Source organism: Tardiphaga sp. vice154 (genome assembly GCF_007018645.1).
In the GTDB taxonomy this organism is placed as follows: Bacteria; Pseudomonadota; Alphaproteobacteria; order Rhizobiales; family Xanthobacteraceae; genus Tardiphaga.
Map to the genome: position 1 here is coordinate 4,394,837 of NZ_CP041399.1, position 22,051 is coordinate 4,416,887.

The 22,051-nt window shown below is 64.3% G+C and carries 27 protein-coding genes; 15 read left to right on the forward strand and 12 right to left on the reverse strand.

What is annotated here, in order from left to right:
* Positions 1-36 precede the first annotated feature (36 nt).
* Both FIU28_RS20570 and FIU28_RS20575 read right to left on the reverse strand, forming a co-directional pair.
* Positions 37-732 (reverse strand): glutathione S-transferase family protein, encoded by a 696-nt coding sequence (locus FIU28_RS20570; RefSeq protein WP_143574993.1) that lies wholly within the window; start codon positions 730-732, stop codon positions 37-39.
* Between the two features lie 174 nt (positions 733-906).
* Entirely contained in the window at positions 907-1,680 is a 774-nt protein-coding gene (locus FIU28_RS20575; RefSeq protein WP_143574994.1) for a DUF4394 domain-containing protein, read from the reverse strand.
* A gap of 166 nt (positions 1,681-1,846) precedes the next feature.
* Between FIU28_RS20575 and FIU28_RS20580 the strand changes: the two genes are divergently transcribed.
* From FIU28_RS20580 to FIU28_RS20595, 4 genes are all read left to right on the forward strand, one after another.
* Entirely contained in the window at positions 1,847-2,422 is a 576-nt protein-coding gene (locus FIU28_RS20580) for a sigma-70 family RNA polymerase sigma factor (protein ID WP_143574995.1), read from the forward strand.
* Entirely contained in the window at positions 2,419-3,177 is a 759-nt protein-coding gene (locus FIU28_RS20585) for an anti-sigma factor (RefSeq protein WP_143574996.1), read from the forward strand. Before FIU28_RS20580 ends, FIU28_RS20585 begins: the two co-directional genes overlap by 4 nt.
* 125 nt (positions 3,178-3,302) lie before the next feature.
* Complete coding sequence (gene uvrB / locus FIU28_RS20590) at positions 3,303-6,281, forward strand: excinuclease ABC subunit UvrB (RefSeq protein WP_143574997.1); 2,979 nt, start codon at positions 3,303-3,305, stop codon at positions 6,279-6,281.
* A 149-nt stretch (positions 6,282-6,430) separates the two neighbouring features.
* Positions 6,431-6,664, forward strand: coding sequence for a DUF1902 domain-containing protein (locus FIU28_RS20595; protein ID WP_246660753.1), 234 nt, complete (start codon positions 6,431-6,433; stop codon positions 6,662-6,664).
* 37 nt (positions 6,665-6,701) lie between these two features.
* Here the strand turns inward: FIU28_RS20595 and FIU28_RS20600 are convergent, their stop codons facing one another.
* The 3 genes from FIU28_RS20600 to FIU28_RS20610 all read right to left on the reverse strand — a co-directional run bounded on the left by FIU28_RS20600 (position 6,702) and on the right by FIU28_RS20610 (position 10,494).
* Positions 6,702-7,502, reverse strand: a complete 801-nt coding sequence (locus FIU28_RS20600) for an FRG domain-containing protein (protein WP_143574998.1) — start codon at positions 7,500-7,502, stop codon at positions 6,702-6,704.
* Positions 7,503-8,238: 736 nt separating this feature from the next.
* Positions 8,239-9,492 (reverse strand): acetyl-CoA C-acetyltransferase, encoded by a 1,254-nt coding sequence (locus FIU28_RS20605; protein ID WP_143574999.1) that lies wholly within the window; start codon positions 9,490-9,492, stop codon positions 8,239-8,241.
* A gap of 192 nt (positions 9,493-9,684) precedes the next feature.
* The gene (locus FIU28_RS20610) at positions 9,685-10,494 is read right to left on the reverse strand and encodes an ABC transporter substrate-binding protein (protein WP_210245583.1); all 810 of its coding nucleotides are present in this window, start codon (positions 10,492-10,494) and stop codon (positions 9,685-9,687) included.
* A gap of 169 nt (positions 10,495-10,663) precedes the next feature.
* On the opposite strand from FIU28_RS20610, the gene FIU28_RS20615 reads away from it, so the two are divergent.
* From FIU28_RS20615 to FIU28_RS26565, 7 genes are all read left to right on the forward strand, one after another.
* Entirely contained in the window at positions 10,664-12,745 is a 2,082-nt protein-coding gene (locus tag FIU28_RS20615; protein ID WP_143575000.1) for a methyl-accepting chemotaxis protein, read from the forward strand.
* A 74-nt stretch (positions 12,746-12,819) separates the two neighbouring features.
* A complete protein-coding gene (locus FIU28_RS20620; protein WP_143575001.1) occupies positions 12,820-13,140 on the forward strand; it encodes a hypothetical protein in 321 nt (106 codons plus the stop codon).
* Between the two features lie 230 nt (positions 13,141-13,370).
* The gene (locus tag FIU28_RS26560) at positions 13,371-13,508 is read left to right on the forward strand and encodes a hypothetical protein (protein WP_168203001.1); all 138 of its coding nucleotides are present in this window, start codon (positions 13,371-13,373) and stop codon (positions 13,506-13,508) included.
* A 7-nt stretch (positions 13,509-13,515) separates the two neighbouring features.
* The gene (locus tag FIU28_RS20625) at positions 13,516-13,731 is read left to right on the forward strand and encodes a hypothetical protein (RefSeq protein WP_143575002.1); all 216 of its coding nucleotides are present in this window, start codon (positions 13,516-13,518) and stop codon (positions 13,729-13,731) included.
* 137 nt (positions 13,732-13,868) lie between these two features.
* Positions 13,869-14,759, forward strand: coding sequence for a hypothetical protein (locus FIU28_RS20630; protein ID WP_246660754.1), 891 nt, complete (start codon positions 13,869-13,871; stop codon positions 14,757-14,759).
* 157 nt (positions 14,760-14,916) lie between these two features.
* The gene (locus tag FIU28_RS20635) at positions 14,917-15,348 is read left to right on the forward strand and encodes a hypothetical protein (protein WP_143575003.1); all 432 of its coding nucleotides are present in this window, start codon (positions 14,917-14,919) and stop codon (positions 15,346-15,348) included.
* Between the two features lie 191 nt (positions 15,349-15,539).
* The gene (locus FIU28_RS26565; protein ID WP_168203002.1) at positions 15,540-15,677 is read left to right on the forward strand and encodes a hypothetical protein; all 138 of its coding nucleotides are present in this window, start codon (positions 15,540-15,542) and stop codon (positions 15,675-15,677) included.
* 40 nt (positions 15,678-15,717) lie between these two features.
* Here the strand turns inward: FIU28_RS26565 and FIU28_RS26570 are convergent, their stop codons facing one another.
* From FIU28_RS26570 to FIU28_RS20645, 3 genes are all read right to left on the reverse strand, one after another.
* A complete protein-coding gene (locus FIU28_RS26570) occupies positions 15,718-15,867 on the reverse strand; it encodes a hypothetical protein (RefSeq protein ID WP_168203003.1) in 150 nt (49 codons plus the stop codon).
* 148 nt (positions 15,868-16,015) lie between these two features.
* Entirely contained in the window at positions 16,016-16,498 is a 483-nt protein-coding gene (locus FIU28_RS20640) for a MaoC family dehydratase (RefSeq protein ID WP_143575004.1), read from the reverse strand.
* Between the two features lies 1 nt (position 16,499).
* Positions 16,500-16,958: a MaoC family dehydratase gene (locus FIU28_RS20645; RefSeq protein WP_143575005.1), complete on the reverse strand. Its 459-nt coding sequence runs from the start codon at positions 16,956-16,958 to the stop codon at positions 16,500-16,502.
* A gap of 168 nt (positions 16,959-17,126) precedes the next feature.
* On the opposite strand from FIU28_RS20645, the gene FIU28_RS20650 reads away from it, so the two are divergent.
* The gene (locus tag FIU28_RS20650) at positions 17,127-17,426 is read left to right on the forward strand and encodes a DUF4282 domain-containing protein (protein WP_143575006.1); all 300 of its coding nucleotides are present in this window, start codon (positions 17,127-17,129) and stop codon (positions 17,424-17,426) included.
* 129 nt (positions 17,427-17,555) lie between these two features.
* Here the strand turns inward: FIU28_RS20650 and ychF are convergent, their stop codons facing one another.
* The 3 genes from ychF to FIU28_RS20665 are packed head-to-tail and all read right to left on the reverse strand — an operon-like array spanning position 17,556 to position 20,027.
* Positions 17,556-18,653 carry a redox-regulated ATPase YchF gene (gene ychF, locus FIU28_RS20655; RefSeq protein WP_143575007.1) on the reverse strand — a complete coding sequence of 366 codons (1,098 nt, stop codon included), beginning with the start codon at positions 18,651-18,653 and terminating at the stop codon, positions 17,556-17,558.
* 24 nt (positions 18,654-18,677) lie between these two features.
* A complete protein-coding gene (gene pth / locus FIU28_RS20660) occupies positions 18,678-19,280 on the reverse strand; it encodes an aminoacyl-tRNA hydrolase (protein ID WP_143575008.1) in 603 nt (200 codons plus the stop codon).
* Positions 19,281-19,301: 21 nt separating this feature from the next.
* Positions 19,302-20,027 (reverse strand): 50S ribosomal protein L25/general stress protein Ctc, encoded by a 726-nt coding sequence (locus tag FIU28_RS20665; RefSeq protein WP_143575009.1) that lies wholly within the window; start codon positions 20,025-20,027, stop codon positions 19,302-19,304.
* 272 nt (positions 20,028-20,299) lie between these two features.
* Between FIU28_RS20665 and FIU28_RS20670 the strand changes: the two genes are divergently transcribed.
* Together FIU28_RS20670 and FIU28_RS20675 are read left to right on the forward strand one after the other, a co-directional pair.
* Positions 20,300-20,446, forward strand: a complete 147-nt coding sequence (locus tag FIU28_RS20670; protein ID WP_246661025.1) for a type II toxin-antitoxin system HicA family toxin — start codon at positions 20,300-20,302, stop codon at positions 20,444-20,446.
* Positions 20,446-20,652 carry a type II toxin-antitoxin system HicB family antitoxin gene (locus FIU28_RS20675; RefSeq protein WP_143575010.1) on the forward strand — a complete coding sequence of 69 codons (207 nt, stop codon included), beginning with the start codon at positions 20,446-20,448 and terminating at the stop codon, positions 20,650-20,652. Before FIU28_RS20670 ends, FIU28_RS20675 begins: the two co-directional genes overlap by 1 nt.
* A gap of 20 nt (positions 20,653-20,672) precedes the next feature.
* Here the strand turns inward: FIU28_RS20675 and FIU28_RS20680 are convergent, their stop codons facing one another.
* Complete coding sequence (locus tag FIU28_RS20680) at positions 20,673-20,942, reverse strand: accessory factor UbiK family protein (RefSeq protein ID WP_143575011.1); 270 nt, start codon at positions 20,940-20,942, stop codon at positions 20,673-20,675.
* Between the two features lie 187 nt (positions 20,943-21,129).
* Between FIU28_RS20680 and lgt the strand changes: the two genes are divergently transcribed.
* Positions 21,130-21,990: a prolipoprotein diacylglyceryl transferase gene (lgt, locus tag FIU28_RS20685; RefSeq protein ID WP_210245538.1), complete on the forward strand. Its 861-nt coding sequence runs from the start codon at positions 21,130-21,132 to the stop codon at positions 21,988-21,990.
* The last annotated feature ends 61 nt before the right edge of the window (positions 21,991-22,051 follow it).

The window sequence follows — 22,051 nt, forward strand, 5'->3', positions numbered from 1 at the left end:
ATGGCGGCCGTCACAGACAATTGAGGGCGGTCACGCCTAAACGTCATATCCCGGCGAGCGCCGCGCCAGACCGCCAAACGCATCCAGCAGCTTTTCCCGCCAAGCGTAGATCGCATCCTCCTTCGCCAGCAATGGGAACGCGCTGATCGCGCGTGCCCATTGGAAGCCGCCGAACATGATATAGTCGGCATAGTTCGGCGCCTCGCCGCCGAGGAAGGGCTGCGTCTTGAGCGTCAGCCGCATCGGGTCCAGCGATTTGCGGAAGCCGGCGACGCGCTGCTCGCGATCCGCCGAAACCTCTTCCAGCGTCTTGCCGAAACGGGCCTCGCGCGACTGCCGGAAATAGGCTTGGTCCTGCGGCCGCAGATGCGCCCAGATATCGGCGACGATCATCGGAAACAGGCCTCCGATCACCACCGTATCGCCCCACCAGTTCAGCATCCGCCCCATCGCACGGCCGCCGTCGCCGCCGAACAAAGAGGGCCGATCAGGATAGGCGTCTTCGAGATGGCAGGCGATGGCCCAGGAGTCCGACACCGTGCGATCGCCGTCGATCAGCACCGGGACCTTCTCGGACCCGTGCGGCGCAATCGCCTCGCGCTCGGTAAAGCGCCACGGCACCGAGGCGGTCTCGAGCCCCTTATGCGCCAGCGCCATCCGCGTCCGCCAGCAGAACGGGCTGAACGGACGATCCGCATCCGTGCCGACCAGTTCGTAGAGTTGTCGTGTCATCGTAATTCTCCGCAGCCGTCATGCACGGGCGCAAGGAATGGAGGGGAGCATCGGAGGGAGATGCGGGTACGCGAAGGTCGCCGGATTTGACGCGGCAAGTCAACGGCTTTCCCGCGCATGAAAATGCCGCGCCCTTGCGGACGCGGCATCGTTCATTTTCCCGTTCGTTGAAACTTACATCCCGATGATGGCGATGTCGGTCACCTTGCCGGTGACGCCGGCAATCCTGGCGGCTTCGGTGGCCTTGCCGGTGGCGAGATCGACCGAATACAGCGTGCCGTCGGCCATCAGCCAGGCTTCGTTCTTGGTGCCGTCCGACCAGATGTCGAACGCCACCGCGGAAGGCTTAATGCCGAGCTTGCCGACGGCGCCGAGGATGCCGTCATTCGGGGGCGCCTGCTTGACCAGCGCGCCGATCGTGCCGTCGATATTGAACAATGCGGTTTCCTTGGTGCCCTTCACCGAGTTGGTGTAGGCGCCGGCGATGACGTTCGGCTTCTCGCCCTTGTGCATGTCGGCTTCGGCGTATTTGTGGTCGCCGTCCTTGGTCACCTTGCCGTCGTCGACATTGACGCGCAGGCTCATGCCGTCCGAACCCATCACGCGCAGGCGGTCGGCGACCGGGTTGAAGTCGACGGTGGCTGTGACGCCCTTGGCCAGCATGGTGTCGAGCTTGGACTTCATCGTCGCCTTGCCGTCGGCGGCGATGGTGACGACGGTGCCGTCATCGACCAGGCCGTACAAAAGGCCGTCCGACGGTCGCACGTCGATGCCGACCAGCATGCCGGTGATGCCGGTGACCTTGACCGAGCCGGTGGCCTTCTTCTGGGCGGTATCGACCATGGCGATGGTATCGCCACCGACCAGGGCTGCGACCTGCGCGGCGTTGGCGGCGGCGGAGGTCAGCAGCAGGGCGACGGAGGTGGCGAGTAGCGAGTGAATCTTCATGGGTAGCTCCCTGGGTTTCACGATCCTCTCGGGATCGACACAGGGAGTACCGGCCGACCCCGTGGATTGGATGCACGGCGGTCAAAATAATTTTGCGAATAATTTCCGAGCCACTGCATCCAAATGCCGCACGGCCAGAGTACAGTGGACATGCAAAGGCATCGGAATGACCGGGAGTGGCACCATAACGAAGCGGAGCGAGAGACGCCTGCTCGACAACGAGCGCGAGGCGCAGCTCGCGGCTGCGCTGGCGCGCTGCGCGGCGGGCGACCGGGCCGCGCTGCAGATGATCTATGCCGGCGAGGCGCCGCGGATGATCGGCGTCGCGCGCCGCATCCTGTTGCGGCAGGACCTCGCGGAAGAAGCCGTGCATGACGCCTTCATGCGGATCTGGCGCAGCGCGGCCGGTTTCGATCCGCACCGCGGCAGCGCGCGCGGCTGGCTCTATGCCATCGTGCGCAACCGCGCGCTGAGCATCCACCGCAACGAGCACCGCTATGACGCCTCCGTCGAAACCGCGCTCGAGATCGACTGCGAGGCGACCATGACGCGGTTGCCCGAGACCTCGGCGCTGCGGCGCTGCCTGGAGCGCATCGACCGGCCACGGCGCGACGTGGTGGTGCTGGCCTATGCGCATGGCATGAGCCACGGCGAACTCGCCGGTCGCATGAAGGTGCCGCTCGGCACCGTGAAGAGCTGGGTGCGCCGCGGCCTGTTCTCGCTGCAGGAGTGCATGGGATGAGCCTGCCCGAGGACGACCACATCAATGACCTCGCCGCCGACTATGTGATGGGCCTGCTGGAAGGCGCCGAACTGGCCGCCGCGGAGTCGCGTCTCGACAGCGACGACGCCTTCGCCGGCGCGGTCCATGCCTGGCGCGAGCGGCTCGCCGAACTCGATGCCACCGCCGAGGAAATGCAGCCCAGCGCCGCGCTGTGGGACCGCATTGCCGCAAGCACCAGAGTTGCGCCGGCGATCCCGCTGCCGGGCGCGCGCAACGCGCTGCGCGGTGCCACGCTGTGGAACAATTTGCGGTTCTGGCGCGGCGCCGGGATCGGCGGCGCCTTTGCGGCGCTGGCCTTCGCGATGATCATGATCGGCGCGCTGGCGACTTCGCGGCAGCTTCGCCACGAACTGGTGGCGCTGGCGCAGCGCAAGCCGATCTATGTCGCGGTGCTGGTCAACGATACGACCAAAGAAGCCGGCGCGATCGTCAACACGTTCTCCAACGGCCGCGTCGAACTGATCCCGCTGCGCGCCATCGACGTGCCGGCCGGCCGCACGCTGCAGGTCTGGACGCTGTGGGACCGTGCGATCGGGCCGAAATCGATCGGCCTCGCCTCGCAGTCCCGCACATTGCAGCTCAATCTGGAATCGCTGCCGGACACGGTCGCCGACCAGCTGTTCGAGATCACCCTGGAACCCGAAGGCGGCTCGCCGATCGGCCGGCCCACCGGCCCGATCCTGTTCAAGGGCAACGCCGCGCGCGCGCTGTAGCTTTTCGGTGTTCCCCCGACTTCGGGACATGAGGAAGATGACCAGGCCGCGCCCGCCGGAAATGCGCTGCTGAAGCCGCGGCGGCAGGGCTTTTATCGCCGGGGGACTCGCCCCATATTCCCTGTATGGCGAAAACTCCCGAGACACCCAAGAAGTCCCCCATCAAGCGCGCGAAGACCCCGGCGGCGAAGCCCGGCGCGGGGCGACCCGAGGTCAAGCCGATCGGCCCGGCGCTGGCCGAACTGCTGAATCCCGCGATCAACCGCGGCGAGGCCGGCATGGGTTCCTCGACCGGCCTGCAGCCGCCACCGAGCAATTCGCTGGAGCGCCGCTCCGGCGGCGAGGCAGCGGTGCATCGCGCCCGCGCCTCCACGCCGAAGAACTTCAAGGGCGATAGCGGTCCGCGCCCCACCCCGTTGCAGCCGCTGCCGCAGCCGGCGCGGCCTTACGCGCCGCGGCTGAGCGAACAGGGTTTCGAGGAAGCGCCGCAGGCCGTCTATGGCACGCATGCGGCGATCCCGACGCTCGACCCGGAACTGGCGAAGCAATATGGCTTCACCACCGAGGAAGAGGACAATGCCGCGCTGGCCCGCCCGCCGCGCAACAAGATGGAAGCTTTGGGCGTGCAGGCCACCGCCGACGCGCTGGAAGCGCTGGTCACCAATGGCCGCCCCGAATTCAAGGACGACAAGATCTGGGTTCCGCATCGCCCGCCACGCCCCGACAAGTCCGAAGGCGGCGTGAAATTCGTCATCAAGTCGGAATACGAGCCGAAGGGCGACCAGCCGACCGCGATCAAGGAACTGGTCGAGGGCATCAGCCGCAACGACCGCACCCAGGTGCTGCTCGGCGTCACCGGCTCCGGCAAGACCTATACGATGGCCAAGGTGATCGAGGCGACGCAGCGCCCGGCGATCATCCTCGCGCCGAACAAGACGCTGGCGGCGCAGCTCTATGGCGAGTTCAAGAGCTTCTTCCCCGACAACGCCGTCGAATATTTTGTCTCGTATTACGACTACTACCAGCCCGAGGCCTATGTGCCGCGGACCGACACTTATATCGAGAAGGATTCCTCGATCAACGAGCAGATCGACCGCATGCGCCATTCGGCGACGCGCGCGCTGCTGGAGCGCGACGACGTCATCATCGTGGCTTCCGTGTCATGCATCTACGGTATCGGCTCGGTGGAGACCTACACCGCGATGACCTTCGCCCTGAAGAAAGGCGAGCGCATCGACCAGCGGCAGTTGATCGCCGACCTCGTGGCGCTGCAATACAAGCGCACACAACACGACTTCACCCGCGGCACTTTTCGCGTGCGCGGCGATGTCATCGACATCTTCCCGGCGCACTACGAAGACCGCGCCTGGCGCGTCAATCTGTTCGGCGACACCGTCGAGACCATCGAGGAATTCGACCCGCTCACCGGCCACAAGCAGGACGAGCTGGAATTCATCAAGATCTACGCCAACTCGCATTACGTGACGCCGCGGCCGACCCTGATCCAGGCGATCAAGTCGATCAAGGCCGAGTTGAAATGGCGGCTCGAGCAGCTGCACGAACAGGGCCGCCTCTTGGAAGCGCAGCGGCTCGAGCAGCGCACCACCTTCGACATCGAGATGATGGAAGCCACCGGCTCCTGCGCCGGCATCGAGAATTACAGCCGCTATCTCACCGGCCGCCGGCCGGGCGAGCCGCCGCCGACCCTGTTCGAATACGTGCCGGACAACGCGCTGGTATTCGCCGACGAGAGCCACGTCACCGTGCCGCAGATCGGCGGCATGTTCAAAGGCGATTTTCGGCGCAAGGCGACGCTGGCGGAATATGGCTTCCGCCTGCCCTCCTGCATGGACAACCGGCCGCTGCGCTTCGAGGAATGGGACATGATGCGCCCGCAATCGGTCGCGGTGTCGGCCACGCCCTCCGCGTGGGAGCTCAACGAATCCGGCGGCGTGTTCGTCGAGCAGGTCATCCGCCCGACCGGGCTGATCGATCCGCCGATCAACATCCGCCCGGCGCGCACCCAGGTCGACGATCTCGTCGGCGAGGTCCGCGCCACCTGCGCGGCCGGCTATCGCTCGCTGATCACCGTGCTGACCAAGCGCATGGCGGAGGATCTGACCGAGTACTTGCATGAGCAGGGCATCCGCGTGCGCTACATGCACTCCGACATCGACACCATCGAGCGCATCGAGATCATCCGCGACCTGCGGCTCGGCGCGTTCGACGCGCTGGTCGGCATCAATTTGCTGCGCGAAGGCCTCGACATTCCCGAATGCGCGCTGGTCGCCGTGCTCGACGCCGACAAGGAAGGTTTCCTGCGCTCCGAGACGTCGCTGATCCAGACCATCGGCCGCGCGGCGCGCAACGTCGACGGCAAGGTGATCCTCTATGCGGACAAGATGACCGGCTCGATGGAGCGCGCCATCGCCGAGACCGACCGCCGCCGCGAAAAGCAGGTCGAATACAACACGCTCCACAACATCACGCCGGCGAGCATCAAGAAGTCGATCGGCGACATCATGAACTCGGTCTACGAGCGCGACCACGTGCTGGTGGAAATCGGCAATGGCGGCATGGCCGACGACGTCATGGCCATCGGGCACAATTTCGAGGCCGTGCTGGGCGATCTCGAAACCCGCATGCGCGAAGCCGCCGCCGACCTCAACTTCGAGGAAGCAGCAAGACTGCGCGACGAGGTCAAGCGGTTGCGCGCGACCGAGCTAGCTGTCGTGGACGACCCCACCGCCAAGCAGCGCAAGGTGGCCGGCGCGGCCGGTTCGTTCAAGGGCGACAAGCAGTTCGGCGCCAGCGCCAACATGCCGAAGCTTTCGGCCAAGCGCGGCGGCAACAACACGCCGTCGTCGAAAGTGCACAAGCCCGGCCTGGATGAGATGGGCATCGCCACCTGGCACGAAGTGCTGCCGGATCGCGGCAAGAAGGTCGGACGTCCGCGCAAGCCGACGCTCGACGAAATGGGCCCGGGGACGGAGAGCAAGATCTTCCAGCCGAAGGATTCACGGCAATCGGGACCGGAGTTCGGCCCGACCGCCAGAAGCTCCGGCGGCGCGCCGGGGCATCGGGGCGGGTGGAAGAAGCGGTAGCTTCTTCTGAGACGGCACGGCAGCAGTGTCCCCTCCCCCCTCGTGGGGGAGGGTCAGGGAGAGGGGGGAGCCGCACGGCGCACGGCCCGCCGGTGATATCCAATTGAGAATTCACCCCGACGCGCTATGATTTCAACAAGGCCGAACCATTGCGCCGGGAGACGACCCTGTCCCTCATCATCAATGTCGACTACGACGAAGAAGCCCAGGTCTGGGTCGTGCAGAGCGACACGATCCCGCTGGTGACCGAATCGGATACGTTCGAAATCCTGTACCGCAAACTGCCGGACATGATACAGGACGTGCTGCTCGACAACGGCGACCCGCGGGCCGGCCAGGACGTGCCGTTCGAAGTAACGCCTCCATCGTATGGCGAGCGATAGGCTCTCTCGAAAACGACATCGGAATAGCTTTCGTGAATTAAGGCTCCTCCCGAATGGACAGGCTCTCCATTAAGCTATCTTCCGAGCCGAAAAGGGTGAACGCACTTAGATTATAGCGCTGCAGCTCTTTGAGAGCCTTTTTTCGTTCGCTATTCGCGATAACAAACTTAAAAACTACGTCCTGCTGAAATTTTGCCTCTGGATCGTAAGGCTGGCAGACCTCGGAATGGTCCGCAAATAGCGGTCTCCCTCCGCCCCAAGAAGTGCAAATTGTATATTGCGATTGCTGCGAGAAATGTCGTTTCGGCCCGAGAACGTACGGCCCCAACTGCGTGATTGATGGACTATCGCTTCCCCCGACCTTAAAGCCGCCGGCTGCTCTATCGCGAAACGCGAATATAGCAACGCTTTCCTCCGTGACAGAGTGAAAGGCAAAGTAAGCGGCGACAAAGGGGGATGCGCTCCAGTCTAATAATGGGGACGGAAAGCCATGATGACGCAAATAGACCATGTACGCATAGTGAGGCAAGTTTCCGAAATTGAACGTTCGATTAAAGCTATCGTAGTCGTTTAAGATTTTCGGCTCCAGAATCGAAAAATTCGGTTCGTCAAGCCACGAATTTCCCGTCAGAGCCTGGACCTCCGATTTTATCCTGAGAATCAGTCGATAGTAGTCGGACACTTCTTCGTAGTGCTCGCTTCGCTGCAAAGTGGTGTCCAGCTTCCAAGAGCTGGATGCATGTCCTCGGAAAAGTATTGTCGTGCCATCTGCACTGGCTTTCTCGAGGAGTTCATTGACAGAAAATTTGAAATCCTCCCAACTAATCTCACTTGTCACGGACCGCTCCTTGTAAAGATTTGAAGAAAGTACGCCGAATAGAAGTCAGTTTTTTAAAATTACGGAAGCTTTTTGTAGCTGTCCGCGCCATAGTTATCTTGACAATATCCCTACAGGACTATATACCCCTCCCCGTCCCGCCCATGAGGGGCGCTTCTCGAGGGCGCTCTGGGAGTGGAGCGGGATGCGGCGCCTGCGGACGTGGCTCGCACCCACGGCCCCGGGAGGCCGGGGGTCGCCGTCCGGGCCTACTACGGGGCTCTGCCGCACTTTGTCGGCTGGACGCGGGACAGACGAACGGCGGAAACGCCGGGGCTGACGGCAGTTGCCGGAGGCCCGCCACGTCCCCGGAAGCACGGTCCCCCGGACACAAGACGCCGCGATGGCGCGCCGAAAGGCGACGCGCGCCGGGACAGGGCCGTCGCAGGCCGTGGCCCGGAGCGTGACTATACAAGTTGCGCCTTTCGGCGCGTCGTCCCCCTCGTTGGGCGAGGGGAAACCGGGGGAGGCGAATTTGCGCGATGGCGCGAAAGCGACGGCGCGTGGGCGCCATTCAATTGGAAGCGAAGCCCTGCGTCCCTGGCTGTCATTCCGGGGCACGCTGCGGTCGGCGAAGCCGATGAAGCGTGAACCCGGAATCCCGAGATGTTCATCGTCCCATATTGAGGTTCCGGGTTCGCTCGCGCTGATGCGCTCGCGCCCCGGAACGACAGTGAGATGCCGGAGACGAAGGAGGTTACACCCGCTCAATAATGATCGCCGGCGCCATGCCGCCGGCGGCGCACATGGTCACCAACCCGCGCTTCAGATTGCGGCGTTCCAGCTCGTCCAGGATGGTGCCGATCAGGATCGCGCCGGTCGCGCCGATCGGGTGGCCGAGCGCGATCGAGCCGCCGTTGACGTTGACCTTGTCGCGGTCGAGCTTGAGGTCGCGGATGAATTTTTCCGCCACCACGGCGAAGGCCTCGTTGATCTCCCAGAGGTCGATGTCGTCCACGGTGAGACCCGCCTTGGCCAGCACTTTTCGCGCGGCGGGTACCGGGGCATTGAGCATCAGCGTCGGATCGTCGCCGATATTGGCCATCGCCACGATGCGCGCGCGCGGCTTCAGGCCATGCTTGTCGGCGTAGTCCTTCGACGTCAGCAGCAGAGCGGCGGCGCCGTCGACCACGCCCGATGAATTGCCGGCGTGGTGGAAGTGCTCGATCTTGAGATCGGGATATTTCTGGTTGATCTGGCTACGATAGGTAGTGCCCTGCTCGTCGAGCGGATGATCGGCCATCGCGGCGAACGCCGGCTTGAGGCCGGCGAGGCCTTCGGCGGTCGTATTGGGACGCGGGAATTCGTCCTTCGCCAGCACGACATTGCCGGCGTCGTCCTTGACCGGGATCAGGCTCTTGTCGAAACGGCCCTCGGCGATCGCCACGGCGGCGCGGCGCTGGCTTTCGAGGCCCAACGCATCCAAGGCTTCGCGCGAAATCCCTTCCATCGAGGCGATGGCGTCGCCGCAGATGCCCTGGTGCGATTGCGGATGCACCTGCGCGAGACGCTTGTTGCCGGAGCCCATGCCAAGCGGCGGCTTGCCGGCGGCCATGTCCTCGGCAGCGATCGCGCCCGTCAGCGACATCATTTCGGTGCCGCCGGCGATCACCACGTCTTCCATGCCGCTCATGATCTGCGCCGCGGCGAAGTTCACGGCCGTAATGCCGCCGCCGCAGAAGCGGTCGAGCGTGGTGCCGGAGGCCTTGATGTCGTAGCCGGCGTCGAGCGCCGCCATGCGGCCGAGGTCGCCGCCCTGCTTGCCGCGCTGGGTCGAGGTCGACCAGATCACGTCGTCGACATCCGCGGTATTGAGATGGTTGCGCTCGGCGATGGCGCGCAGCACGGTGGCGGCGAGATGCTGCGGATGGTGCTCGGACAAGGCGCCCTTGCCGACCTTGCCGATGCCACGGGGCGTGCGGACGGCGTCGATAATATAGGCCTCGGCCATGGTGTTCTCCCTACGTGTTTTTGATCTTGTTGTGGCGGGAGATTGGCCGACGCGGCCGCGAAGTCAAGCCGTACGACTGCAGGGCTGCCTTCTCGCTCGCTCCGCCCGGCGAAGCGAAGATTCGCGAGGAGGGATAATGATCGCGCCTTCTTCCGAAAATCGGTCATGGCCTGGCTGCATTGACGTCGCGCGCTACTTCGCAGCCGGCGGCGCCACCTGGGCCACCTGCCCGCTGCGCTTCAAGGCGTCGGCGACGAAGCCCGAGGCCTTCATCTCCTCGACGAAGGCGGCGAGATATTTCGCGCCGGCGTCGCGCTTTTGGCCTTCCACGCGCGGCATGCCCATTGCCTGCGCGATCTCCTGGAAATGGCCCGGCATCACGCGCATCTCCGGATGGTCCTTGGCATAGGCGTCGAGCTGCTGGCGGACGCCGGCGGCTACGTCGAGATGGTCGCCAACAAACATCTCGATCATCGCGGTGCCGCCGCCGGTTTTGACACGCAGGATTTTGGCGTGCTGGATGGTGCGGGTGAGGTAGAGGTCGTAGGCCGAGCCGAGCCCGACGGCGATCTTGACGCCGGGCTTGTCGACGTCGTCGACGTCTCTAAACGGCGAGTCCTGCCGTACCATGTAGGTGCCCTCGATCACCACATAGGGCGCGGTGAACGCGATCTCCGCGGCACGCACCGGCTCGATCGCCATGAAGCCGATGTCCCATTCGCCAGACTTCGCGCCCTCGAACACCTTGCCGGCAGCCTCGTAGGGCACGAAGGCAACCGGCACGCCGAGCCGCCTGGCGAGTTCGGTGGCGAGATCAACGGAGACGCCGCGCGGCACGCCACCCTCCCCTTTCTGCGCCAGCACGCCGTTGCCGAAATTGATCGCGGCGCGCAGCGTGCCGGAGGGCGCGAGGTCACGCACCACGTCCGCCGCAGGGGACTGCGCCATGGCCGACGAGGCGACTGTCAGCAGCGCCAGAACCATCGATAGCAACAACTGCATCTGCATCCCTTCGATCGGCTCCACACGCCGACGTTCAAATACGCAACCTGGGCGCGCGATATCCTCACATACGCGTCGTGCGCGGCGCCCCCCATCAATGCTTGATTAATTCAAGCCCCCTAGGCTGGTGGCATCTTATATCTATTCCTTTTTCGCCGGACGGTGTTTCATGAAGATCGGTACCTTGCTCACCATTGCCATCGCTTCGCTGTCGGCGACCGCCGGCGGCCTCGCCGTCTACATTGCGGCATCGAAGTTCGACACGATGGGACGAGTGGCGACGGCGCAGACGCGCCTGGCATTGGTCCGCGCCGTCGGCAACATCCCGCGCTATCTGAATTCGGAACGCGGCTTCTCCACCAACATCCTGTTCGGGCCCGCGGTTGTCGATCCGAAGATGCGCGCCGATCTCGAAAAATTGCGCAAGCTAACCGACGGTGCGATCGAGAAGATGGAGCAGTTGCGCGCGACCACCGTCGCCACCCTCGACGACGCCGCCGAGATCGCACCGAAGATCGACGACATCGGCCAGCGCTTCAAGGCGCTGCGCGGCACGACCGACGCGGCCATCGCAGGACCGGCAGAAGCGCGTCGCGACGCCGCCAAGAAAGTCGTCGCGGAGAATTCCGGCCTGAACGGCGTCGTCACCGTGCTGCTCACCGATCAGGTGCGCAAGATGGCGGCCGGCAATGGCGACGCCTATCGCCAGGCGATCAACGCCAATACCGCCTGGATGCTGCGCGACGTCGGCGGCTACAATGCCAGCGTGCACAAGAATCTGGTCGGCGCGGGCCGCGCCGGCACCGAGGCCGAACGGCTGGATCTCGCCCGCTCGCAGGGCGCCACCGACCAGGTGCTGGCGTCGCTGATGGAGATGCGCGGCAACCCGGCCACGCCCGCCAATGTCGTGGCCGCGCTGGACAAGATGAAAGAGGCCTATGTCGATCGCTTCGGCAATGAGCTGAAGCTGGTCAGGGCCGGCGCGGTGAGCGGCAAGTACGAGCATGACGTCGATGCGTTCTATGTGGAATCGCAGCTTGGCCTGAATTCGGTGATCGGCGTGCGCGAAGCGCTCTACGACAATGCCGAATCCCTGCTCGAATCTTCGTATGACAGCGCGCGGCTCAGCTTCGTCATCGCGCTCATTGTGTTGCTCGCTGTCGTGGGTGCCAGTGTTGCCATGGTGGTGACGGTACGGCGCCGGATCGTGCAGCCGATCGTCGCGATCACGGCGTCGATGACGCGCCTTGCCAGCGGCGACGCGTCAGAAGCGACGCCAGCCAGCGATCGCCAGGACGAGATCGGCGCGATGGCCGCCGCCGTCCAGGTGTTCAAGGACAATATGATCACCGCCAGCCGCCTCACCGCGGATCAGGCGGCCGAGAACGACGCCAAGATGCGCCGCGCCAGCCTGCTCGACGACCTCGCGAAATCCTTCGAAGCGCGGGTCGGCGAACTCGTCAGCGGGCTGTCGACGTCGTCCGCAACGATGGAGAGCGCCGCGCGCTCGATGTCCTCGACCGCCACCACGACCAACCGCCAGGCCGGCGTCGTGGCCGAGGCGTCGGAGCAGACCTCGTCGAACGTTCAGATGGTCGCCAGCGCCACCGAAGAACTGACGTCGTCGATCACCGAGATCAGCCGCCAGGTCGCGCAGTCCGCGCAGATTTCCGCGCGTGCCGTGGTCGATGCCCGCCGCACCGGCGACACCGCAGAGTCGCTCGCCGCCGGCGCGCAGAAGATCGGCGACGTGGTGATCCTGATCCAGAACATCGCCGCGCAGACCAACCTGCTGGCGCTCAACGCGACCATCGAGGCCGCGCGCGCCGGCGAGGCCGGGCGTGGATTTGCGGTCGTCGCCTCCGAGGTGAAATCGCTTGCCGGCCAGACTGCCAAGGCAACGACAGAAATCTCCGAACAGGTCGCCGCCATCCAGGGCGCCAGCGCCGAATCCGTCGCCGCGATCCGCAATGTCGTCAGCGTGATCACCGAGATCGAGCAGATCGGCCAGGCGATCGCCGCCGCGATCGAGCAGCAGGGGTCGGCGACACGGGAAATCGCCCGCAACGTGCAGGAAGCCGCGCACGGCACGCAGCATGTCACCTCCAACATCACCGGCGTGCAGCAGGCGGCCAACGATACCGGCGCAGCCGCCACGCAGGTGCTCGGCGCCGCCGAAGAGCTGTCGCAGCAGTCCGAGGACCTCGCCGCGCAGTTGCATCGCTTCCTCGCGGATGTCCGGGCGGCCTAAGCTGACCAATGGTGCGGCGTTAACCTTTACTAACGCCGCACCGCTATGATCTGGCGAATCATCGGAGCCGGACCATGCCGATCACATTCGCCCACGCCGCTTTCGCCGTCGTACTCAGCCTCATCGGCAGCCTGACCTCGGCCTCGGCCGCCGACATGGCGCACCGGTCCCGGCTCGGCGCGGTGTTTGCCGAGCCGACGAAGGTCGTCCGCGGGGCGGTCGTGACCCAGGACGAGGTGGTGGTGGTCGATCCCGGCTATGTGCGCACCTCTCCGCGGGTGGCCGGCTATTACGGCCAGGCGGGCGATTTCCACTACCGCAATTATTACGGCACGCCGCAGCCGCTGCTCCGCGGGGTGCTGCCGACCAATTGCGTGCTCGCGGTGGTGTGCTGACGGCCGAGCCGTAGGGTGGGCAAAGCCGACGTGCGCGTAACGCGCGGCGGCGTGCCCACCGCATCGCCGATGGTGGGCACGGCGCATCCGCCTTCGCCCTGCGGGCTTCGGCGGACAAGACAGCGCCTTTGCCCACCCTACGCGTTCCAACGCCGTCAGATACAAATCTCCCACGACCTGCTATTTTGCTGGCGCGCCGAGTCCATCAACCGGGCGCCGAGGATCGTGTCATGGCAAAAGGCCAAATGAAGTCCAACAAAGAGAAGAAGAAACCGAAGGCCGACAAGAACATGAAGAAGGGAAGCGACGCCCCCGTGAATCCGTTCGCCGCCGGCAAGACCGCTTCAGGATCGTCGCCGAAGAAATAGGCCGTTCGTGTCCAGCGTCGGCCTGCACTGGAGCGCATTGGGATTTCTGTCCGTCCTGCTGGGGATTTTCGCGCCCGGGCTGATCGTCGGCGGTGTGATCGGCGCTCTCGCCTGGCCGGCGCGGCGCGCGGCCGGGGCCGCGCTCGGCGGCAGCGTCGGCGCGGTGATCGGGGCGCTGTTGCTCACGATCGGGTTCGGCATCCGTCTGCCGATGGGCTTTTGAGCCCGGCGGCCACGCCCAGCCGCGCGGTCGTCACGAAGGCTTGAGCGATCTGCATGCTGCATCGCCACACTTTCGACGAGACGGCTGGTATCCTGTCCCCCGCACGGGGTGATCGGGGCATCGGCTTGATCTTGATGATGATGACGACGACAATGAAATCGACGCTGGCGACCCTGGCAGCCGCGCCGCTCGGCGCCGCGATCTGGTTGACGCCGGTGTCCGCGCAGGATGCCTGGCGCGGCCTCGATCTTGCGCCGCCCGCCGAGATCGCCCCGACCGATGCCCCGCCCGCCGCTATCGAGGATCTTCCCGAGCCGGACTGGTCGCTGCTTGACACCAGCCGCCCGATCGCCAGCGCCTCGCCGCGCGAGCAGCGCGCCGCGGCCAAAGCGGCAGCCTCGGCCTGGAGCACGCATAAAAACGCCGATGGCTCCGCCGCGGTGTCGGTGAAGCAGCCGCTGCTGCCGTTCTGGGACACCCGAATCGGCGCCGACCTCAACGTCGCCAGCCAGCCCTCGGCCTTCAGCGCCGCCGACGCCTACCGCAACCAGTTCGGCACCGGGACGCAGTCGAACTCGGGCGGCACCGCCTGGGCGGCGATGACCGCGCCCGGCATGGGCGCGATCTGGGACAAGACCGCGATCGAGGCTCGCGTCGATCCGTTGTCGGACCAGAGCAAGTTCGGCACCTCGTTCAGCAAGTCGGTGCCGCTGGCCGGCAACCAGTATTCGCTGACGCTGCAGAATGGCTACAACGTGATCCAGCAGGGCAGCGTGCCGATCATCGGCTTCAACGGCCGAGCCACCCGCAGCTACGAGACAGACCAGCAGGCGAAGCTGAGCATCGCCGACAGCGGCACCAGCCTGCTCGCCGGCCAGACACTGGCCACCACCGACGACCGATGGTTGCGCAAGGTCGGCGCCGAGCAGAAATTGTTCGGCGGCGTCAGCGTCTCCGGCACTATCAGCGAGACGCTGCAGGGTCCGGCCAACAAGAGCCTGACCGCCGGCTTCAAGCACAGCTGGTAATCGTAACGAAGCCTTCATCGCTTTTGCCGATAGTCCGCAAACATGGCTATTGCCGCACCACGGCCGCGTTCTGGTCAAATTCAGGTGATTAATCGAGCGATGAGTCCGTCATGCGGGGGACAGCCGCGCTCGCTCAACGCGAAACAAGGAAGAGCCGATGAATGCGATCCATTCCGAGAAGACCGATCCCGTCACCGAAGACAGCGATCTGGCCGCCGTTTCCGAAGTTGAAGCGGGGATCCGCGACTTCGTGCGCAATGACGTCGCCTATCTGCGCCGCCCGGCGGCTGGCGTCGTGAGCAGCGCCCCCACCAGCACCGACCTGCCGATGGAGTCATCCACCGAAGCCACGGTCAACAGCGTCAATTCGCTGATCCAGCGCGTTGCCGGCACCTCGCTCGCCGAGATCGAGAATCTCGTCAGCGAACTGGAAGCCTTGCGCGACCTGCTGCATGCCGAAGGCCAGCGCGTTCAGCGCGAAATCTCCGGCTACGCCCAGCTCAGCCAGGCTGCGATGAAATCGACCCGGCTGATCGCCGACAATGTCGCCCAGTGGAAGCGCACCGCCGACGGCCTGCGCCACGACTGATCGACAAAGCCACCGACTTCGAAAAATGCCGCTTCCGGAAGGGAGCGGCATTTTGTTTGATGAGGCCTGACCTTCGATGCCTGCATTGTCTCGGGGACGACCGGGAAAAACAACCGCTTCAATCGGTACGATTGAACTTTTAGGCCGATCGGCGCGACTATACCCTGCGCAGACCACGCCTGGGGACGTTCATGAAGACCATCAGACCGACCACGACCGAGCCGATTCCGGCCCGCAGTTCGCCGCCGCAGATCGGAATCATCATCGTGCGATTTGTCGGATTATTGGTGGTGGCAGTGGCCGTGCTGGCCTGGGGCTGGAGCCGCTGAGCGGCCCCGCGATCGCCGCGGTGCGGCGGTTAACAAAACATTACTGAAGGTCCGAGGAAACCTGCATCGTGTCGAGTGAATAGGCGCCGTCGGCGTAACCCTTCACCACCATGCAGGTCGCGAACATCACGGCCAGCGTCACGCTGGCAAAGATGAAGCCTACAAATTTAAGTCCGGTGCGGTCAGCCATCGAAGTCCCCAAGATCTCTTTATCTTTATCGTCATCGTCCGTGTGTCGTACATCAACAACACACGGTTCAGAACGCCTTAACAACAAGGCAGTTCCTTGGCCGAATTTGGTAATGGTTAAATAGCCAGTTGTTTCCGGCGAAGTGTGCTCAGACGGCCACGCTCCGCTGTGGAACAAAGGCGGTGGCGAGGAAGGTGCACACCACTTCGCCACGCTGGTTGGTAGCGGTGTTGCGGGCCTGCACGATGCCCCAGCCCGGTTTCGAGGCGGTGGCGCGCACGGCTGCGACCTCATTGGCGTAGCTTATGGTATCGCCGGCCAGCACCGGCCGGAGCCAGCGCAGCTCGCGGAAACCGGGCGATGGCCCCCACACCGCCGGCACCTCGCCACGCGCGGAGGCTTCCGCCATCTGCCGCTGGCTGTCGGCCACCAGGAGCTTCATGCCTACCGCCGTGATGTGCCAGCCGGACGCCGCAAGCCCGCCGAACAGCGATTTCTCGGCGGCTTCCTCATCGAGATGAAACGGCTGTGGATCGAACTGCACGGCGAACGCCTTGATCAATTCGGCGGTGAAGGTGAACGAGCCCATCTCGCGGCGATGGCCCAGTTCGATGTCTTCCAGAAAGCGCATGTCAGGCCTGCTCCGCGGCAACCGCAGCGCGGCCGATGATGACCGCCACGGTCATTTCGGCGAGCGGCCCGAGGGCGTTGCGCGTGCTGCATTTGAACGTGACGATGCCGGTCGAGGGCCGGCTCTGCGAGGGTCGCGCCTGCAGCACTTCGACGTCGAGCATCATGGCGTCGCCGGGGCGGAACGGCGCCAGCCATTTCATCTCATCGACGCCGGGCGAGCCCAGCGACGCGGTTTCATGCAGGAAGCCGTCATACATCATCCGCATCATGAGCGCGCACATATGCCAGCCCGAACCGGCGAGGCCGCGGAGCAAGGACGCATTGGCGGCGTCATCGTCGAGATGCATCGGCTGTGGATCGTATTCGGCGGCGAACGCGATGATCTCCTCGCGGGTGATATGGCGCGGTCCATAGCTGCCGAGGTGGCCCGGCTGAAAATGTTCGAATGTCAGGGTCATGAAAAATATGCCGTGGAGGAAGCCCGATTGTGGCCGTTATTGACCGCAATCTCAACCCGGGACGCCGCATGGCAGGCCCGATCATGCTCAGGCCATGGTTCGACGTTACGGCCTGCAGCAGTTTTACATGCCAATATGCTCAATTGACGCGCCGGGGGGAGACCATCGATGTTTGAATTTCGCGACCTGTTTCAATGGGACCGTTTCATCACGCCGACCATCATCAAGACGTTCTACTGGCTGGTGATGGTCCTGATGATCCTGGTCGGCGTTTCGGGCGTGTTCTCCGGCCTTGCCGCGATGGCGGTGAGCCCGTTCGGCGGCTTCATGGTGGTGCTGTCCAGCCTTGCCGGAACGGTGGTCGGCATCATCTTCTCGCGCATTGCGGCGGAGTTCATTCTGATCGTGTTCCGGATCAACGAGCATCTCGGCGCGATCCGGGATCAGGGGCAGCATCACGGGCATTGAGCCGGGAGTCATGCCCTCCCCGTCATTGCGAGGAGCGAAGCGACGCGGCAATCCAGAGCCACAAGCAGAGAACTGGATTGCTTCGTCGCAAGGGCTCCTCGCAATGACGCGGAGGGGCCGGTTTTGTACTTAAGTATTGAACCGGAAGTGCAGCACGTCGCCGTCGGCGACGACATATTCCTTGCCTTCGAGGCGCAGCTTGCCGCCGTCGCGGGCACCGGATTCACCGCCGAGATTGACATAGTCGTCATAGGCGATGGTCTCGGCGCGGATGAAGCCCTTCTCGAAGTCGGTGTGGATCACCGCTGCGGCCTGTGGCGCCTTGGTGCCCTTGGTGATGGTCCAGGCGCGGGCTTCCTTCGGTCCCACCGTGAAGTAGGTGATCAGATGCAGCAGTGAATAACCGGCGCGGATCAGCTTATCCAGGCCGGCCTCTTCGAGGCCCAGCGTCTCCAGGAATTCGGCGCGCTCGGCACGCGACAGCGTCGCGATTTCGGATTCGATTTTCGCAGAGATCGCCACGGCGACCGCGCCTTCCTTGGCGGCATGCTCCGCCACCAGCCTCGAATAGGCATTGCCCTCGCCAGCCGCGCCTTCCTCGACGTTGCAAACGTAGAGCACCGGCTTCGAAGTCAGCAGGCCGAGCATGCCGAAGGCGCGCTCTTCTTCCGGCTTGCGCTCCAGGAAACGGGTCGGCTTGCCCTCACGCAGCAGCACCAGCGCACGCTGCACCAGATCGAGCTGCTCCTTGGCGTCCTTGTCGTTGCCCTTGGCCTTCTTGGTCAGGTTGTCGACGCGCTTCTCGCAGGATTCGAGATCGGCGAGCATCAGCTCGGTCTCGATGATCTCGATGTCGGCGAGCGGATCGATCTTGCCTTCGACATGGGTGATGTCGTCATCGACGAAGCAGCGCACGACGTGCGCGATGGCATCGGTTTCGCGGATGGTGGCAAGGAACTGGTTGCCGAGGCCTTCGCCCTTGGAGGCGCCCTTCACCAGACCCGCGATATCGACGAAGGTCAGCCGCGTCGGGATGATCTGCTGCGATTTGGCGATCTCGCACAATTTGTCGAGCCGCGAATCCGGCACTGCGACCTCGCCGACATTCGGCTCGATGGTGCAGAACGGATAGTTCGCCGCCTGGGCGGCCGCGGTTTCGGTGAGCGCATTGAAAAGCGTCGATTTGCCGACATTCGGCAGCCCGACGATACCGCATTTGAATCCCATGACCTGTCCTGAATGGTTCGGCACTTACGTGCCGGTGTCGTCTTTCGACGTGAAACCCTTGGCCTGCATCGTCAGATGCACCTTGTTCTGAAACGTGGAGTCGCGGCCGTCGGCCAAGAGCGCCACATTGTCCGTCACCGCATCGACCAGCGCTTCGAGCTGCGGTCGTTCGGCCTTGGCGAAGTCGCTGAGCACGTGGTTGTGCACCAGTTCCTTGGCGCCGGGGTGTCCGATGCCGAGCCGCACGCGGCGATACTCGTTGCCGACATGGGCAGACATCGAGCGCAGCCCGTTATGTCCGGCGATGCCGCCGCCGACCTTGACGCGCACTTTCGAGAACGGAAGTTCGAGTTCGTCGTGAAACACCGCGATGTCACCGACCGCGATCTTGAAGAAAGAGGCTGCGGCCTGCACCGAGATGCCGGAATCGTTCATGAAGGTCAGCGGCCGCAGCAGGATGACCCGCTCGCCGCCGAGATTGCCTTCCGAGGTCTCGCCCTGAAAGCGGCGGCGCCACGGGGCAAACCCGTGACGCCGCGCGATCTCGTCGAGAACCATGAAGCCGATATTGTGCCGGTTGCCCTGGTATTTCGCACCAGGGTTTCCGAGACCAACAAAGAGCTGCATGACGCGGGTGTCCGCGCCTGGTTACTTCTTCTTCGCCGGGGCGGCGGGTGCCTTGGCGGCAGCGGCCGGGGCTTTCGCACCAGCAGCGGGAGCCTTGGCGCCGGCGGCCGGAGCCTTGGCGGCAGCCGCAGGAGCGGCACCGGCAGCGGGAGCGGTGCCTGCGGCGGGTTCTTCGCCATAGCCCGACGGCGGCACGATCGTGACCAGAGTAACGTCTTCGGCACGCGCCAGCGTCTTGACGCCCTTCGGCAGCTTGATGTCGGTCAGATGCAGCGAACCACCGATATCCAGCGTCGACACGTCAGCTTCGACGAACTGCGGAATGCTGTCGGCCTCGGCTTCGAGTTCGAGCGTGTGGGTGACGACGTTGATGGTGCCGCCGCGCTTCACGCCCGGAGCGACATCGGCGCCCTTGAGGTGGAGGGGAACGCTGACGCGGATGGTGGCGCCTTCGCCGAGGCGCAGGAAGTCGACATGCAGCGGGAAGTCCCTGACGGGATCGAGCGCGAAGTCGCGCGGAATCACGCGGTGCTTGGTGCCATCGAGATCGATGTCATAGATCGTGGTGAGGAAGCGGCCGGCCAGAATGCGCTGGCGCAATTCGGCATCATCGACCGAAATCGACACCGGGGGCTTGCTGTCACCATAGATTACTCCCGGAACTCGGCCGGTGCGCCGTACTGCCCGTGCGGCCCCCTTGCCGCCTGCCGAACGTACGGTCGCCTTCAATTCCTTGACGGTCGCCATCGTTTAAGTCCTTGTTTTTCAAAAAGTTTAGGGCCGCCGCGCGGCCCGTGTCGTCGTCGCAGCAAGCCTCCAGGGGTGCGGGGGCTGCAGACGTGCCGGGCTTTTAACGCCAAAGGGGCGGAAAGACAAGGAAATGCAGGGGGATTTTGCGGAATGGTAGTGGTTTGGCCCGTCTTTCCCGCCGGAATTTGTGGCACTTCTGGCCATCCAACCACCGGCAGGCGATGAAAGTCCGCGACGCCATTCTATTGATCAAAGATGACGGCTGATCTCTGGTCGCTACCCGCGGCAGTCACCGTCAATACAAACATGCATCGAAGCCCGGCCGCGTAACGGTCGCCGGCAAGCCGTCCGATGACCTTGCACCGGGGACGTTTGCCAGTATTTTGAAGCAGGCTGGTCTGAAGGAACGACGCTGATGCGATACGCGATAGTGATCGAGAAGGCCGACGGCAACTATTCGGCCTACGTGCCGGACCTGCCCGGCTGTGTGACGACCGGCGACACTATCAAAGCTGTCGAAGTCGAAATTCGCGATGCGATCCGGTTTCATATCGACGGGCTGAAAGAAGACGGCCTGCCGGTACCTGCCCCGACCAGCATCGCGGATTACGTCGAGGCGTAACCAAACGCCCAACACTGACCTCAGATGCCGTTCGGTTCGCTGCCGGCCAGCGTTAATTCCAGCGCCGCGATGCGGGCCTTCAGGGTCTCGTTTTCCTCGCGGGCGAGGCGGGCCATGTCTTTGACAGCCTCGAATTCCTCGCGCTTGACGATGTCGAGGTCGCGCAGGATCTTTTCGGCCTGGTTGCGCACCACGGTGTCGACTTCGCGCTTGACGCCCTGGGCGGCGCCGGCGGCGTCGTTCATCAGGCGGCCGATCTCGTCGAGGAAGCGGTTGTTGGTCTGGGTCATGGCAGGAACTCCGGCCGTCAGGCCATCTCGCAAAAGGGATCTTCAGATCGACAATGGCGATCCCGGCGGCGCAGTTCAAGCCTGCTGATCGCCGGGAAGCCGCATTCCGGATGGCACGCAATCGTCATACAGTGGCGCTTTACTGCCGCCGCCCGGACCCGTAAGTCAGGCCATGGCCTTTGCAGACATCCCCTTCCTGACCATCGCATTCCCGGTGTTCGATCCGATCGCCATCGCGCTCGGCCCGATCGTGATCCGCTGGTACGCGCTGGCCTATATCGGCGGCATCGTGCTGGGCTGGGTCTATGCCCGCGCGCTGATCAAGCGCGAGCGGCTGTGGGGCGGGCCGTCGCCGGTGTCCTTGCTGCAATTCGACGATTTCATCCTGTGGGTGACGCTCGGCATCATCCTGGGCGGCCGCACCGGCTACGTGCTGTTCTACAACCTCGACTTCTTCGTCGCCCATCCTGCCGAAATCCTCGAGCTGTGGAAGGGCGGCATGTCGTTCCACGGCGGCTTCCTCGGCTGCGTGGTGGCGGTGATGGCGTTCGCCTGGAAGCGCGGGATCTCGGTCCTGTCGCTCGGCGACATCACCTGCGCGGTCGGCCCGATCGGCCTGCTGCTTGGCCGGCTGGCCAATTTCATCAACAGCGAATTATGGGGCCGGCCGGCGGACGCCAGCGTGCCGTGGGCGATGGTGTTTCCCAATGGCGGGCCGCAGCCCCGCCATCCCAGCCAGCTCTACGAGGCCGGGCTCGAAGGCATCGTGCTGTTCCTGATCCTGGCGCTGATGATCCGCGCCGGCGCGCTGAAGCGGCCCGGCCTGATCCTCGGCGCCTTCATCTTCTTCTATGCCCTGGCGCGCATCACGGGCGAATTCTTCCGGGAGCCGGACCCGCAACTCGGCTTCCTGTGGGGCGGGCTGACGATGGGCATGCTGCTGTCGGTGCCGATGATTGTCGTGGGACTGGTGCTGATGGTGCTGGCCTGGCGCAAGCCGCCGCGGCATGCTGCGGTGAGCCCCGAACCGCAGCCCAGCAAGGCCTGACGTGACCGACATCTCGCCACCCTCCCCGCTCTCGGACGAAATCAAGCGCCTCATCAAATCC